The organism is Stappia albiluteola (assembly GCF_014050225.1).
GTDB lineage: Bacteria > Pseudomonadota > Alphaproteobacteria > Rhizobiales > Stappiaceae > Hongsoonwoonella > Hongsoonwoonella albiluteola.
Window position 1 is genome coordinate 141960 of sequence record NZ_JACFXV010000067.1, and the last position, 15183, is coordinate 157142.

Consider the following 15183-nt stretch of genomic DNA (forward strand, 5'->3'; position numbering starts at 1 on the left):
GGTGACATGCCACTGACGGACAAGGACGAAAATCCCCGCATTCCGTACCAATTGCCGTTTCCGGCGGATGCGCAACAGGAAATAGTGGTGCCGCAGGCGATCCCCGAAGACGACCGTGTCTGGGTGCCGCAGGCCGAAAACGTCTGGTTCCGTCCGCTTTGCCTGAACCGGAGCCAGGGCTACTGGGTGAACCTCCTGAAGGTGCGGAAGGCCGGCGCGCTTTCCCGCCACCGCCACCCCAACCCGGTGCACGGTTTCGTGCTGAAAGGCAGATGGCACTATCTGGAGCACGACTGGACGGCCGAGGCGGGCGGTTACGTCTACGAGCCGCCGGGCGAGACGCATACGCTGGTCGTGCCCGACGACGTGGAGGAAATGATCACGCTCTTTCAGGTCAATGGCGTGATGTATTACGTCGATCCGTGGGGAAAGCATCTCGGTTACGAGGACGTCTTCACCAAGATCGACATGTGCCGGAAGCACTATGAAGCGATCGGCCTCGGCCGCGATTACGTCGACCGGTTCATCCGGTAAGGCTGTGAGAAGGGAGCGCGGCCCTGATGGTTCAAACCATGGGCAGGGCCGCGCGCCGGAGTCTAGGGTTAGAATCCATCAATTTGGCTGAAATGGTCGAAGCGGATTTGTGCGGATACGAGGAGCAAGCCCGCAGGAAGGCTAAAGCCTTTCAAGGGTTTGCGACAAAGTAGTCCGTGCGGATCCGTCCGATCCAAAGGACGATCGAGCTGACTTCGAGCTGCCGCGTCAAAGCCCTCGACCGGGGGAATAACCCCGCTCTTCGAGCTTTTCCTTCCATCTCTCGTCATCTCGAACGCCATTCCAGTCAAATTTATGAGTCCTGACCCTAGCGGCCGCCCATGCTGGCCTTGATCTGGGCTTCGATCTTGCTGAGATTGAAGGAACCCGGTGTCTGGCTGGGCGGATAGTCGTTCATCGTCTGCAGGAACCTTCCCGCCAGCACCTGAAGCGGCGCGAGCACGAAGACCCGGTCGAGGAACCAGTCGTTATAGGTCGTGGCGTTGTGCTGCGCCCGCTCGAACGGGTCGCGCCGCAGGTTGAACAGAAGCGGCACGCGCAGTTCGGTAAAGGGCTCGCGCCACACGCCGAAGGCCTGACCGCGGTTTTCCAGGAAGACTGCCTTCCAGGCATCGTAACGGGCCGCGACGACCTGGCCGTCGTCATTGACGTACCAGAACTCGTGGCGAGGCGATGCCTCGACGCCGCCGGTGAGATAATCGAGCTGGTTGTAGCCGTCGATATAGTTGCGATACTGGCGACCGTTCAGTTCGGTGCCTTCCGCCAGTTGCTGCTTGATTTCCTCATTGCCGGCGATCGCGGCGAATGTCGGCAGCCAGTCCTCATGGGCGACGATACCATTCAGCGTCTTGCCCGCCGGGAACTGGCCGGGCCAGCGGATGAAGGCGGGAACCCGGTAGGCGCCTTCCCAGTTCGAGTTCTTCTCGCTGCGGAACGGCGTCGTGCCTGCGTCCGGCCAGGTGTTGTAGTGCGGGCCGTTGTCCGTGGAATAGAAGACGATCGTGTTTTCGGCGATGCCCAGGTCGTCGAGCTGCTGCAAGAGCTCGCCCACCATCATGTCATGCTCGACCATGCCGTCATGGTATTCGTCGCCGTCCGGCCCCGCGATGCCGGTGTGCTCGTCCTTGACGTGAGTGCGGAAGTGCATGCGCGTCGCATTCCACCAGACGAAGAACGGTGTGTCGGCGTCGTGCTGGCGCTGGATGAAGTCCTTGGCGGCGGCAAGCGTTTCCTCGTCCACCGTTTCCATGCGCTTCTTCGTCAGCGGGCCCGTATCCTCGATGCGCTGGGTGCCGTCGCCGTTCGCCCAGGTATGCAGCACGCCGCGTGGGCCGAACTGCTCCCGGAAGGTCTTGCCGTTCGCCAGCACCATGTCGCCGGGATAGTCGCGGTTCTCCGGTTCCTCCTCGGCATTGAGGTGATAGAGATTGCCCAGGAACTCGTCGAAACCGTGCATGGTCGGCAGATGCTCGTCGCGGTCGCCTTGGTGGTTCTTGCCGAACTGGCCGGTGGCATAGCCGAGGCTCTTCAAAACGGTGGCCATCGTGACGTCGCTTGCCTGCCAGCCTTCGGCGGCGCCCGGCAGGCCAACCTTGGTCATGCCGGTGCGGACCGGCACGTTGCCGCCGATAAAGGCGGCGCGCCCGGCGGTACAGCTCTGTTGGCCGTAATAGTCGGTGAAGGAGAGGCCTTCGCTCGCGATGCGGTCGATATTTGGCGTGTTGTAGCCCATCATGCCGCGGTTGTTGAAGCTGATGTTCCAGGTGCCGATATCGTCGCCCCAGATCACGAGGATGTTCGGCTTCGCCTGATCCTGGGCATGGGCGGTGCCGGCAAGCGCCAGCGCCAGCCCACAGGCTCCAAGGAGCCTTGGCAGAAAACGCATAACAACGACCTCCCGTTGATAAATTGATCAAATGGGAAAATGCCCGGTAGCGCCGGGGTGTTTTTATCTACGGGGTCGATGCTAGCATATTGAGGACGTTGGGGCAGATTAGTTTGCGGCCGGGAAGAGGAACGTGACCGTGAAGCGGGCGCCGAGCCCCTCCGGGCCACTGGCGGGGCTGTCGGCCCAATAGCGGAGGCCGCCCTGCAGGCTGACCGGCTGTTCGCCGAAGCGTACGATCTTGCTCACCATGGCGTTGAGCGGGATGGACCATGCGTCGCTTTCCCAGTCATAGGTCGATTCCGTGTTCAGCGTGAACGTCCAGGCATCCGGCGTGGTGTAGGAGAGGAAGGGCTGCAGGTAGGTCGAGTTCACGTCGCTGCGCGAACTGTCGCCGGCGAAGGACCAGATCTGGTTAGCCAGCATGCCGACCGTCCAGGGACCGGACTGCTTCAACACCACGCCGGTGGGGCCGGCCCCCCATTTTTCCGAACTCAGGAGGCTGTCGGTTCCCGTCGGCAGCAGCAAGACCGGGCCAAGACCCCAGATGATGCCGCCGGGTCCCGGCTCCTTGGGGGAAAGAAAGAAGCTCTGCGTTGTGTCGCCGAGACCGAACTGGGTCCCCGACAGGCCGGCGATATCATTCTGCCAGACCACCGGCAGGATGGTGCGCGAAATGATGTTCCAGTCCTCGTTGATCGAAATCGGTATGACGGGTTGAATGTTGAGGGCCGCCTTGTCCCCGTCATTCGGTCCGTAACCGGTGTCGTAATTGAACTGGAAGGGAACGCTGATCAGTGAGGCGACCGGGTTGGAAAGCTTCTTTGCAAGATCCGCATCCTGCGCCATCGATGCGGCGCTACAAACGCAAAGCCCGGCCAAAGCGATAAAAGACTTAAGCAAAATCCTGTCCATCCGCGCTGCTCCATCATGCCCGCACTTGCCGGCACCAGATTGCATCGTTCAGTTGTGTCGCTTCGCCGCAATATTACGTAGCGTTATCATGACGGAATCGCGACGTGATTTGCGGAAGTCGTCATGGAATCCGACGCTTGATGGTTTTTTTGGGCCGACGTGTAACGGTTTTGCCGCACTTGTTTTGCGGTCGCTTATCCATTGTAGATTGTTGGCAGTCGGCAGGTTGGAGGGGCAGATGGCGGCTGGGGCGGGTGAGTGGATCGAGAAGTTCGCAGGTCTGAAACGACTTCCTCAGGACCTGAAGGACGATCTGGTCGACGGCAGCCAGGTTGTCAGCGTGCCGGCCGGTACGCAGATCTTCGCCCCCGGCCAGTCGGCGGACAATCTGCTCCTCCTGCTCGATGGCACGGTGCGCGTGCAGCAGCGCTCGGAGACGGGGCGCGAAGTGTTCCTCTACCGCGTGCATGCGGGGGAAAGCTGCGTGCTGACGACCGCATGCATGCTGGCCTTCGAGGACTATTCCGCCGACGGTCTCGCCGAGACGGACGTGACGGCCGTCGCCATCCCGCGCAAGACCTTCGACGACCTCGCGGCGCGCTCCGCCGTCTTTCGCGAGTTCATCTTCAAGGCCTATTCCCGGCGCATCACCGATCTCTTCACCCTCATCGACGACATCGTCTTCCAGCGCATGGACGTGCGCCTTGCCGCAAGGCTGCTGGAACTGGCGGGCGACCAGGACACCGTCAAGGCGACGCACCAGTTTCTCGCAACGGAACTTGGGACGGCGCGCGAGGTCATCTCCCGCATCCTTTCCGAGTTCCAGCGCCGGGGCTGGGTGGAGCAGGCGAGGGGCGAGGTCCGCCTCGTCGGGCGGGTCGGACTCGAGCGTCTCGCGAAATCCGCCGGAGAACGGTGACCATGTCACCGTCGGATTGCCCTGCCATGTGAGAAACTCCGTCATCTCGGTTCCGTAAGGAGGGCAAGATGACTGTGAACATGGGAAAGGCCGATCGCAGCATCCGTCTGGTGGTGGCGGCCGTATTGCTGGTTGCGGCATTCACGTCCGAAGTCGCGTCGAGCGGCGCGCTTCACTGGCTGGCCATCGCGGTCGCGGCGGTTTTCGCGCTGACCGCGCTTGTCGGCAACTGCCCTCTCTACAGCCTCGTTGGCATCAGGACCTGCCGGGTTTCCTGAAGCCGGCCCCGAAAGCCGGGAACCTTTCGGGCGCAAGTCGTTTCAAGAAAACAGCCGTCGGGCGCAGGCGCAGGGCCTTTGACCCTCGCGGCCCCGCGTGGCTGCGGATCAGGAGGAAACTCACATGAGCTACGTTACCCACCCCGAGGTGAAACCCGAAGTCACCGGCTTCTTCGATCCGGCGACCAATACGATCTCTTATGTGGTCAAGGATCCGGCTTCGAAGTCCTGCGCGATCGTCGACAGCGTCATGGATATAGACTATGCGGCCGGCCGCATCAGCTATCAGCACGCCGACGAGATCATCGAGTTCGTGCGCAGGAACGACCTCAAGGTCGAATGGCTGATCGAGACCCACGTCCATGCGGATCATCTTTCTGCTGCGCCCTACATCCAGCAGAAGGTTGGCGGCAAGCTTGGCATCGGGCGCAACATCACCATCGTGCAGAACACCTTCGGCAAGATCTTCAACGAGGGCACAGAATTCCAGCGCGACGGTAGCCAGTTCGACCGTCTGTTCGACGACGGCGACACGTACAAGGTCGGTTCGATGGAGTGCCTGGCCATCCACACGCCCGGCCACACGCCGGCCTGCGTCACGCATGTGATGGGAGACGCGGCATTCGTCGGCGACACGCTGTTCATGCCGGATGGCGGATCGGCACGGGCGGATTTCCCGGGCGGCGATGCAGGAACGCTTTACGATTCTATTCAGAAGATCCTGAGCCTGCCGGACGAAACGCGCCTGTTCATGTGCCACGACTACGGCCCGAATGGCCGCGATATCCAGTGGGAGACGACGGTCGGCGACGAAAAGGCGCACAACATCCACGTTGGCGGCGGCAAGACCAAGGAAGAGTTCGTGAAGTTCCGCACCGAGCGTGACGCCACACTCGACATGCCGAAACTCATCATCCCGTCCCTGCAGGTGAACATGCGCGCCGGCGAACTGCCGCCGCCGGATTCCGATGGCAAGCGCTACCTGAAAGTGCCGGTGAATGCGCTTTGAGCGAGCTTTCCGGGCGGTTGAACTGCCCGGATCGCCTTTCAGCCGGCGTTGAGGAGGAACGCACAATGGACGTGAAGAAGATTTCCGAAGCGCTTTCCGTAAGCGCTCAGCTTAGCGCGGCCGACCTTTCGGCGGCGAAGCTGGCAGGCTTCCGGGCGATCATCTGCAACCGCCCCGACGCCGAGGGTTCCGACCAGCCGGGCCATGAGGAAATGGCCGAAGCCGCAAAGGCGGCCGGTCTCGAATTCGTCTACCTGCCGGTAACGCCCGGCATTGTGCTGGACGAGACGGCGGAGGCATTCGGGCGGGCGCTTGCCGAGCTTCCGGGACCGGTTCTGGCCTATTGCCGGACGGGCACGCGCTCGGCGACGCTCTGGTCCCTCAGCGAGGCGCGCCGCCGCCCGCTGCCGGAAATCCTGGCCGCAACCAAGGCGGCGGGCTACGACATGAATGGCGTCGCGCGGCGCATCGCCAATGGAGGCAGGACGCCAACGGATACGGGCGACGCGAAGTTCGAGGTCGTGATCGTCGGGGCGGGCGCCGGCGGTATCGCCGTTGCGGCGAGCCTCAAGGCGCGCAGGCCGCGTCTGGAAATCGCGGTGATCGACCCTGCCGACATCCACTACTACCAGCCCGGCTGGACGATGGTCGGCGGCGGCGTCTTCGAGGCGCAGGACACCGCCAAGACGATGGGAAGCCTGATCCCGAAGGACGTGCACTGGATCAAGGCAGCCGTCGCCGCCTTCGAACCGAAGGACAACGCCATCGTGCTCGACGGTTGCAGGGTGGTGAAATACGACCGGCTGGTCGTCTGCCCCGGCCTGAAGCTCGACTGGGCCAGGGTCGAGGGCCTGGTGGAAACGCTCGGTCGCAATGGCGTGACGTCGAATTATCGTTACGATCTGGCGCCTTACACCTGGGAGCTCGTGCAGCGTATGAATTCGGGCACGGCGATATTCACCCAGCCGCCGATGCCGATCAAATGCGCGGGCGCGCCGCAAAAGGCGATGTATCTTTCCGCCGATGCCTGGCATCGCCGCGGCGTCCTGAAGAACATCGACATCGAGTTCAACAATGCCGGCGGCGTTCTGTTTGGCGTCAAGGACTACGTGCCGGCGCTGGAACAATACGTCCAGAAATACGGCGCGAGGCTGAATTTCTTCACCAACCTGATCGCGGTGGACGGTCCGGCAAAACGGGCGCTGTTCGAAGTGAAGAAGCCCGACAGCGAGCCGACGACCATCGAGATGGGCTTCGACATGATGCATGTCTGTCCGCCGCAGACGGCGCCGGACTTCATTCGCGTGTCGCCGCTCGCCGATGCGGTCGGCTGGGTCGATGTCGATCAGGCGACGCTGCGCCACAAGACCTTCGACAATATCTGGAGCCTCGGCGACGTAATGAATGCGCCGAACGCCAAGACGGCGGCGGCGGCGCGGGTTCAGGCGCCGGTGGTGGCGGAGAACATCGTAGCGGATATCGAAGGCCGTTCGCCGGTTGCCCAGTATGACGGTTACGGCTCCTGTCCGCTCACCGTCGAGCGCGGCAAGATCGTGCTCGCCGAATTCGGCTATGGCGGCGCGCTGAAGCCGACCTTCCCGAAATGGCTGATCGACGGAACCAGGCCCTCGCGCGCTGCCTGGCTGCTGAAGGAGAAGATGCTGCCGCCGATCTACTGGCGCGGCATGCTCCGCGGCAAGGAATGGTTCGCCAAGCCGGAAAAGATCGTCGTTTCGCCGAAATAGGTAGCGGCTTCCCGTTTCTTCGGACCGTATGAAAGCGGGCGGGGCCGTCGGGTCTCGCCCGCGATTTCAGGAATTTGCCTCATGATCAGACGCATTGCTAGCTATATGCCCGTCCTCGATTGGGGGCGCGCCTATTCGAGCGAGACCTTTTCCAGCGACCTGATCGCGGCGGTGATCGTCACGATCATGCTGATCCCCCAGTCACTCGCCTATGCGTTGCTGGCGGGCCTGCCGCCGGAAGCCGGCATCTATGCCTCCATCGCGCCGATCGTGCTTTATGCGGTCTTCGGCACCAGCCGCGCCCTGGCCGTCGGTCCTGTTGCGGTCGTCTCGCTGATGACGGCGGCCGCGGTGGGACAGGTCGCAGATCAGGGCTCCATGGGCTATGCGCTGGCCGCCCTGACGCTGGCCATGCTGTCGGGCGCCATCCTGCTCCTGATGGGCGTCTTCCGGCTTGGCTTTCTGGCGAACTTCCTCAGCCATCCGGTCATTATGGGCTTCATCACCGCGAGCGGCATCCTGATCGCGGCAAGCCAGCTCAAGCATATTCTTGGTGTGCCGGCGCATGGCGAGGCGCTGATCGGCATGCTGGCGTCGCTTGCCGAGCATTTGGGCGAGACGCAATTGCCGACGCTGGTTATCGGCGTTTCGGCAACGGCGTTTCTCTTTTGGGTGCGCAAGGGCCTGAAGCCGGCGCTGCGCAAACTCGGCCTTTCGGGCAAGGTCTCCGACATTGTCGCCAAGGCCGGGCCCGTCGCGGCTATCGTGATCAGCACGCTGGCGGTTCGGCAACTGGGGCTGGCCGATGGAGGCGTGAAGATCGTTGGCGAGGTGCCGCAGAGCCTGCCGCCGCTTACGATGCCTTCCTTCTCGGCCGATCTCCTCGGCATGCTTTTCATACCCGCGCTGCTGATTTCCATCATCGGCTTCGTGGAGTCTATCTCCGTCGCGCAAACGCTGGCGGCGAAGAAGCGCCAGCGCATCGATCCCGACCAGGAACTGATTGGCCTTGGTGCCGCCAATCTCGGGGCCGCCTTCACGGGCGGCTATCCCGTTACCGGCGGCTTCGCCCGGTCGGTGGTGAATTTCGATGCCGGCGCGGCAACGCCCGCCGCCGGTGCCTTCACTGCGCTGGGGCTTGCCATCGCCGCCGTCGCCCTGACGCCGTTGATCTATTTCCTGCCCAAGGCGACGCTGGCGGCAACGATCATCGTCGCCGTTCTCAGCCTGGTGGATTTCTCGATCCTGAAAAAAACCTGGGCTTATTCGAAATCGGATTTCAGCGCCGTCGCGGCGACGATCGCTCTGACCCTGGGCTTAGGCGTGGAAGTCGGCGTTTCAGCCGGCGTGCTGCTTTCCATCGGCCTGCATCTCTACAAAACCTGCCGGCCGCATGTCGCGGAGGTTGGGCTGGTGCCGGACAGCCAGCATTTCAGAAACGTCAATCGCCACAGGGTGGAAACCGATGCCGGCCTGCTGACCCTGCGCGTGGACGAAAGCCTCTACTTCGTCAATGCGCGCTTCATCGAGGATCTCATCCAGGATCGGATCAGCCGCGACAAGTCCATCCGCGACGTCGTGCTGATGTGCTCCGCCGTCAACGAGATCGATTATTCGGCGCTGGAAAGCCTCGAGGAGATCAATCGCCGGCTCGGCGAACTCGGGATCGGCTTTCACCTGTCCGAAGTGAAGGGGCCGGTGATGGACCGGCTGGAAAGTACCCATTTCCTGGATCAACTGACCGGACGCGTGTTCCTGTCCCAGTTCGACGCCTGGAAGGCGCTCGTCGAAGCGCCGCGCATCCCGGAGGCCGCGGAATAGGGGCGCCGCGTCGCATCAGGGGGCGATTACACCTTTCTTCAGGATGATGTTGCCATAGAGACGGGTTTCGCCGGTCTGGACGATGGCATAGGCGGCGCGCGCCCGATCGTAGAAGGTAAAGCGTTCGATGCCTGAAATCCTGGCCGGGTGGTCTGCCATGCGGTCGACGATCGCCTGAAACTCTCCGACGATTTCCGGTACCGCTTCCGGATCGCCTACAACCTGCATGGTATGGGCCGGATCGGGAACGAAGGTGTCGAGCGGCATCAGGGTCAGGATCGCCTCCAGCGCCTCGGTTGCCGGTATGCCATCGAGCCTGACGCAGCGCTGTCCCATGCTCTCGGCCGGGAAATTGGCGTCGACAATGGCGATATCGTCGCCATGGCCCATGGCGCGCAGGATATGCAGGAGATCGGGGGAGAGGATCGGCGGGATATTGCGCAGCACGACGGGCCTCGCTTGCATTGGCAGGACTGGTCGATTTCAGATGTCGCCGAGCCCGTAAAAGGACGACGCGGTTCTCCAGAACACCCGTTCACGGGCTGCTTCGTCAAGCGCGGCCGTTAGCTCCCGCGCGCAGGCAAGCCAGCCCGCGTAATCTCCGGCAAGTTCCAGCACCGGCCAGTCGCTCCCCCACATCACACGCTGCGGCCCGAAGGCGCCAAGCACGTGATCGGAGACGGGGGCGAGCGTCTCCGTTTGCCAGCCTGGGCCATGCTCGGTCGCAAGGCCCGACAGCTTGCAATGGATCTGCTCGTATTCGGCAAGGGCGGAGATCCCGTCGCGCCAGCGATTGCCCGGGTCCATGCCGTCTCGGATGACCGGTTTGGCACAATGGTCTATCACGATTGGCAGAGCGGGAAAGCGTCGGGCCACCTCAAGCATGACATCGAGGTGGCGGGGCTGGATCAGGGCATCGAAGCGCAAGCCGGCGGCCTGCACCAGTTCCAACCCCCGTAGGACCGGCGGCCGCAGGATCCAGTTCGTCTCGGCGATATCCTGCAACATTGGCCGGATACCCTTGAGCTTCGGATTTCTCCCCAGTCTGTCGATCGTCGACGCGAGATCGGATGCTTCAAGGTCGGCCCAGCCGACCACGCCGCGCACCAGTGGGCTTTTTGCGGCGAGATCCAACAGGAAATCCGTCTCGGCGACGGTCGGCGCGGCCTGCACAAGCACGCTGCCCGTGACGCCCAGGGCGGGCGCGAAACGCTCCAGATCGGCGGGCAGTATGTCGCGGCGGATCGGTGCCACATCGTCGGTCATCCAGAAATAGTCGCCACGCGAGACCTTCCAGAAATGCTGATGGGCATCGATGATCATCGGTTGTTATCCGCGTTGCCTGCCTAAGTGGATGGTAAGCCAGAACCTTCTCCTCCAGCAATTTTCCACGTGCTACCGCGACATGCTTCCGCAGCGTCTTTTTACGTTTGCTGGTGCAGATTGAAGAGAGCGGTTGAAGGGCAGGGGAGCCGGGTCTATCTGTCAGCCCAACAGGAGGACTCTCATGGAAAAGCGCAAGATCGGCGGAACCGGGCTCGAAGTCACGTCACTGAGCTTCGGCGGTGCTTCGCTCGGCAACATGCCCGACACGTACGGCTATCCGGTCAGCGAGGAGCAGGCGCAGGCGACGGTGCGCGAGGTCTTCGCCAGCCCCGTCAATATGCTCGACAGTTCCCGCAACTACGGTTTCGGCCGCAGCGAGGAGAGGATCGGTACGGTGATCCGCGAGCGGGGCGGCCTGCCGGAAGGCTTCGTGATCTCCACCAAGCTCGACCGCGACATGCCGACCGGCCGTTTCGACGCCGCGCAGGCACGCAGGTCGCTGGAGGAAAGCCTCGAAGCTCTGTCGCTCGACCGCATACCGATGCTGCATCTGCACGATCCCGAGCACTCCGCCGACCTGGAGGAAATCCGCGGCAAAGACGGGGCTCTGGACGAGCTGTTCAGGATGAAGGAGGAGGGCCTCGCGCAGGCGGTCGGCCTCGCCATGGGCCGGCTCGACATGATGATGCCGCTCCTGAAGGACTGGCCCTTCGACGTGCTGATCAACCACAATCGCTTCACGGTTTTGAACCGCAGCGCCGATGAGATGTATTCCTTCGCGCACGAAGCGGGCATCGCGATCATCAATGCGGCGCCCTTTGCCGGCGGCATTCTGGCCAGAGGCAGCGCGCAGACCAATCGCATTGCCTATCAGGAGACGGATGAGGGCGGCCTTGCCCCCGTGCGTGCCTTCGAGGCGCTTTGCGGCAGGCACGCTGTCGAGCCTGGAGCGGCGGCGTTGCAGTTTTCCATGCGCGACCCCAGGATCACCACCACTCTTGCCGGCGTTTCCTCGCCGCAAAGCATCGCGCAGAACCTTGCCTGGGCGGATGCCGCAATACCGGTCTCGTTCTGGGAAGAACTGGAGGATTTGCCCTATTCGATGAAAGATCCGGAGGCAAACCGCGTTTATCGTCCGGGCTGAGGCCACTGCCTGAACGGACCGCAAAAAAGGGCCCGCCGGATGGCGGGCCCTTTTTTGCGGTCGCTGCTGGCCGGCCGGTCACCGCATTGCACGCGTGACAGTTACCGGAACCGGGCGGCAAACCGTGTTGCAGACCGGCGAATGCTGTTGTGCGTAGGACATCAAGTCTTCGAGTTCCTCGTCACTGCAATCCGCCTTGACGTGCATGACGATATCGATGCGCTCGTAACCCGGCGGCACGCTGTCATCGAGGCCGAGCAAGCCCTGCAGGTCGATATTGCCCTTCAATTCCGTCGACAGTTCCTGAATCGCGATGCCGCGTGCCATGGCATGCAGGACGAAGGTCGTCGTCACGCAGCCCGCGAGGGCATGCAGCAGAAACTCGACTGGATTGGCGCCTTCATTATTGCCAAGCAGCACCGGCGGTTCGCCATTGGTGAAGGTGAACGCCGCCGCGCGTGAGGTGTCCTCCATGCCGGCACCAAAGAAGTCGCGGATCGTCGAGCGGTTTTCGCCGCCGCTGACCCACTCGTTCGTTGCCCGGAACTGGAACTTCGCGAGGCTCTTGTCGTTTTTGATGGCCGCGATCGTATCGGCGGCGGCCTTCGTATCGATGCCGTTCAGATAGGTTGTCTTGCCGACTACGGCAGATTGGGCAGTCATATTCGGTCTCCATCCTTCGGATAGCGGCGGAACCGGGGATCGGCGCCGCCATGACCCTAAATTAAGGATGGACAGGTAGGGCTATCAGCGCGATTTTGGCCGAATTCGATCCTTTCGTGCCAGTATTGCGACTGCCATGGAGCGACATCGAACCGAAGCCGTCGACGCACTCATACTCGCCTTGCCCGAGACGGCCGGATCCGCGCTCTATGGCATGGTTGATGTGCTTGCGGCCACGGGGACGCTCTGGCGCGAACTTTCGGGTGAAGGACCCGGCGAGCGGCTTATTGAGCCGCATGTCGTTTCATTGTCGCGCAAGCCGTTTCGCTGCGGGAATGGTATCCCGGTCAATCCTGATATTTCGATCAAGGACGCGGATGCGCCCGAAATCCTGATCCTGCCGGAGCTATGGCTGGCGCCGACCGACGACCTGCATGAGCGCTATGCCGGGCTGAAAGACTGGATCCGTAATTGCTACCGGCAGGGAAGCACCATCTATACGGCATGCTCAGGGTCGGTACTCCTGGCTGCGACCGGGTTGCTGGATGGCCGCGAAGCGACGTCCCATTGGGGTTATGAGGATCTCTTCCGACGGAACTTTCCGGCAGTCCGCTTTAACCCCGCGCCCAACCTCGTCATCGCGGACCCGTCGGGACGGATCGTCACGGCCGGCGGCGCGACGTCGTGGCACGACCTTGCGCTTCATATCATTGCCCGCCATTGCAGCCCGGGCGAGGCGCTCCGCATAGCCAAGGTTTATCTGCTGAAATGGCATGGCGAAGGTCAGTTGCCGTTTGCAAGCCTCGTGCGGCGGCAACCGCACGCCGACTCCGTGGTCCGGCGCGCGGAGGACTGGCTTGCCTCCCACTTTCGCGAAGAGCGCGCCGTGGCCGGCGTTGTCGCCGATTGCAGAATTCCGGAGCGAAGCCTGAAGCGCCGGTTCAAGCAGGCTACCGGCGCCTCGCTAATGGATTACGTGCAGAATCTGCGCATTGAGGAGGCGAAGCGGCTGCTCGAAAACGACAGCGTGTCCGCAGAGCGGATCGCTTCCGTGGTCGGTTACGGGAATCCGGCCTTCTTCCGCCGGCTGTTCAAACGATGCACTGGCCTGACACCCGGCGCCTATCGTCGGATGTTCCATCAATTCCAGAGCTGAGCCAGACCACGCCTGCCGGCTTTTCCTCGCCGCAAAGCATCGCGCATGATCCGCACTGGCCGGAGGCCGCCATAGAGGCTGCTTTCTGAATAGAGCCGGAGGATTTTGCGATGCGATGGAAGATCCGAAGGCAAATTGTGTCTATCGTCCGGGCTGACAAACCTCCGCCGCTCCGGTTGCCCGGAGCGGCGGCGATGTGAAGTCATGCGCACGTTGACGTTACTGCGTCGGCGTGCCCTCGTTTGGGGCCGGAGCGGGAACAGTTGCCGGTTCGGTTTGCTGCCGTTCCGCTTCCCTCTGCATTCGCTCCAGTTCCTCGGCTTCGCGCACAGCGGCCAGGGTCATGAACTCCGGCGCGTTCTCCAGCTGATCGGACGAAGCTGCCAGCAACAGCCGAGGCGTGCCGCTGCCATCCTCGATGCGTACGAGCGCATCGAACGGCAGAGCGACGATTTTCTCGCCGATACCCAGAAAGCCGCCGATGCTGACCAGCGCTCCGGTGACCTCGCCATTGGGTCCGATCAGCAGATCGGCCACGTCACCCAGCACTTCCTGCTCGGAATTGGTCACCGGCTGGCCGATATAGCTATTGGCGAGCCACTGGCCGTTTTCCTGCTGCGTCAGGAAGCCCAGATCCTGCATCTGCGCGGCAGTTGCCGCCTGTGGCGAAGCCGTTGCGGCTTCGGCAGGGCCAGTGCCCTGCTGCATGGGAGTCGTTTCTTCCGCAAAGGCCGGAGCTACGGCAAATGCCAAAGAGACGACGCTTGTCAGAAACATCTGCCTCATCATGACCATGCTCCTTTTTAATATTCGGAGGGAATTAGCCATCGACAAAAGCTAATTCCTCGATCAAGGTCATATGATAATAAGAAACGTTGTCTTTTTTGTGGAAAACATGCGACTATATATGTAATACTACAATTTTGATTACATAAATCTATTTCGTAAATATTTCCTCCTTCAAGCAGGTCGCGACTCTTAGTCAAGGGGCAGGGGTGGTCCATAGAGCGTCCGGGCACCTGCCGCATCGCCGGCTTGCGGGGTGCGAAAGTCTTCCGAGTAGCGGAACGACATAAGGTTTCCGTCACGGCGATAGTGGTCCAGGCCGATTGCGTGACCGATTTCGTGCGCGAACGTATATCGCAGGTCGTAGACATCGGCATTTCCGTCGAAGCCGATTTTCCACGGGCGTTCCGGATTGAGGCAGATGGTGGATCGTTCTATCGCGGTAACGGGGCGGTCCCGATCGATAGGCGGAAGAGGCTCAGGCAGCGCTCTTTCGCCAAAGCCCCGGCTATTGTTCGACCCTCCTGGTTTCGTGGCCAGTTCCTGGTCCTTCAAACGCACATTGGCGAACGCATGGCCCCGCGGCTGCATTTGCTGGCCGATCAGGATATCGGCCTCCTCCTCGGATCGGGCTTCGGCGAAGGTCACGCCCGCGACGTCTTCCCAAAGCCGGAATGCCGCTTCCGCTTCGCGCTTGATATCTTCGGGCTTGAGGCCGGACCGGCGGGCGAGGTCGTCGAGCCGATCGACAGCCTTGCAGTTGCGGGCGCTCCCATCGCGCAGCGGCGATGTTACGAACGCGTAGGTAATCCGGGCTGGAGCGTTGAGGTTTGATTTTCCCCATTTGACGACGTGGCCATCAAGCTGCAGGAGCATGAAACCGTCAGAAGAAGCTGCAGGAGTTGCAAATCCGGTCAGCGCGCACACAAGTATCAACAGAAACGTTCTGTTCAAGAAGCCCCCCGACCGTATCGCAAACAG

General features: G+C 62.1%; 15 protein-coding genes. 8 read left to right on the forward strand and 7 right to left on the reverse strand.

All coding sequences use genetic code 11. The features are described 5' to 3' along the window. The first annotated feature begins 6 nt into the window (after nt 1–6). Nucleotides 7–534: a 2,4'-dihydroxyacetophenone dioxygenase family protein gene (locus H2509_RS20135; RefSeq protein ID WP_182168262.1), complete on the forward strand. Its 528-nt coding sequence runs from the start codon at nt 7–9 to the stop codon at nt 532–534. 328 nt (nt 535–862) lie between these two features. Here H2509_RS20135 and H2509_RS20140 read toward each other — a convergent pair whose 3' ends face one another. Both H2509_RS20140 and H2509_RS20145 read right to left on the reverse strand, forming a co-directional pair. Next, on the reverse strand, nt 863–2440 hold the full coding sequence (locus tag H2509_RS20140; protein WP_182168263.1) for an arylsulfatase: 1578 nt from the start codon (nt 2438–2440) through the stop codon (nt 863–865). A gap of 108 nt (nt 2441–2548) precedes the next feature. Beyond that, on the reverse strand, nt 2549–3289 hold the full coding sequence (locus H2509_RS20145) for a transporter (RefSeq protein WP_235975135.1): 741 nt from the start codon (nt 3287–3289) through the stop codon (nt 2549–2551). Between the two features lie 304 nt (nt 3290–3593). On the opposite strand from H2509_RS20145, the gene H2509_RS20150 reads away from it, so the two are divergent. The 5 genes from H2509_RS20150 to H2509_RS20170 all read left to right on the forward strand — a co-directional run bounded on the left by H2509_RS20150 (nt 3594) and on the right by H2509_RS20170 (nt 9127). Then, a complete protein-coding gene (locus H2509_RS20150) occupies nt 3594–4274 on the forward strand; it encodes a Crp/Fnr family transcriptional regulator (RefSeq protein ID WP_182168265.1) in 681 nt (226 codons plus the stop codon). Nucleotides 4275–4342: 68 nt separating this feature from the next. After that, entirely contained in the window at nt 4343–4552 is a 210-nt protein-coding gene (locus H2509_RS20155) for a YgaP family membrane protein (protein WP_182168266.1), read from the forward strand. Nucleotides 4553–4676: 124 nt separating this feature from the next. Continuing rightward, nucleotides 4677–5561: an MBL fold metallo-hydrolase gene (locus H2509_RS20160; RefSeq protein WP_182168267.1), complete on the forward strand. Its 885-nt coding sequence runs from the start codon at nt 4677–4679 to the stop codon at nt 5559–5561. Nucleotides 5562–5626: 65 nt separating this feature from the next. After that, nucleotides 5627–7306, forward strand: coding sequence for a bifunctional protein tyrosine phosphatase family protein/NAD(P)/FAD-dependent oxidoreductase (locus tag H2509_RS20165; protein ID WP_182168268.1), 1680 nt, complete (start codon nt 5627–5629; stop codon nt 7304–7306). An 81-nt stretch (nt 7307–7387) separates the two neighbouring features. Then, nucleotides 7388–9127 (forward strand): SulP family inorganic anion transporter, encoded by a 1740-nt coding sequence (locus H2509_RS20170; protein WP_182168269.1) that lies wholly within the window; start codon nt 7388–7390, stop codon nt 9125–9127. A gap of 15 nt (nt 9128–9142) precedes the next feature. Here H2509_RS20170 and H2509_RS20175 read toward each other — a convergent pair whose 3' ends face one another. After that, the gene (locus H2509_RS20175) at nt 9143–9574 is read right to left on the reverse strand and encodes an RbsD/FucU family protein (RefSeq protein ID WP_182168270.1); all 432 of its coding nucleotides are present in this window, start codon (nt 9572–9574) and stop codon (nt 9143–9145) included. Between the two features lie 36 nt (nt 9575–9610). Then, entirely contained in the window at nt 9611–10450 is an 840-nt protein-coding gene (locus tag H2509_RS20180; RefSeq protein ID WP_182168271.1) for an amidohydrolase family protein, read from the reverse strand. Nucleotides 10451–10634: 184 nt separating this feature from the next. On the opposite strand from H2509_RS20180, the gene H2509_RS20185 reads away from it, so the two are divergent. Beyond that, nucleotides 10635–11597 (forward strand): aldo/keto reductase, encoded by a 963-nt coding sequence (locus H2509_RS20185; RefSeq protein ID WP_182168272.1) that lies wholly within the window; start codon nt 10635–10637, stop codon nt 11595–11597. A gap of 78 nt (nt 11598–11675) precedes the next feature. Here the strand turns inward: H2509_RS20185 and H2509_RS20190 are convergent, their stop codons facing one another. Next, nucleotides 11676–12260 carry an OsmC family protein gene (locus tag H2509_RS20190; protein ID WP_182168273.1) on the reverse strand — a complete coding sequence of 195 codons (585 nt, stop codon included), beginning with the start codon at nt 12258–12260 and terminating at the stop codon, nt 11676–11678. Between the two features lie 136 nt (nt 12261–12396). On the opposite strand from H2509_RS20190, the gene H2509_RS20195 reads away from it, so the two are divergent. Beyond that, nucleotides 12397–13416 (forward strand): GlxA family transcriptional regulator, encoded by a 1020-nt coding sequence (locus H2509_RS20195; protein WP_182168274.1) that lies wholly within the window; start codon nt 12397–12399, stop codon nt 13414–13416. Between the two features lie 219 nt (nt 13417–13635). On the opposite strand, the gene H2509_RS20200 is transcribed toward H2509_RS20195, so the two are convergent. Together H2509_RS20200 and H2509_RS20205 are read right to left on the reverse strand one after the other, a co-directional pair. Further along, nucleotides 13636–14205, reverse strand: a complete 570-nt coding sequence (locus tag H2509_RS20200; RefSeq protein ID WP_182168275.1) for a PRC-barrel domain-containing protein — start codon at nt 14203–14205, stop codon at nt 13636–13638. Nucleotides 14206–14394: 189 nt separating this feature from the next. Continuing rightward, a complete protein-coding gene (locus H2509_RS20205; protein ID WP_182168276.1) occupies nt 14395–15129 on the reverse strand; it encodes a matrixin family metalloprotease in 735 nt (244 codons plus the stop codon). Nucleotides 15130–15183 lie beyond the last annotated feature (54 nt).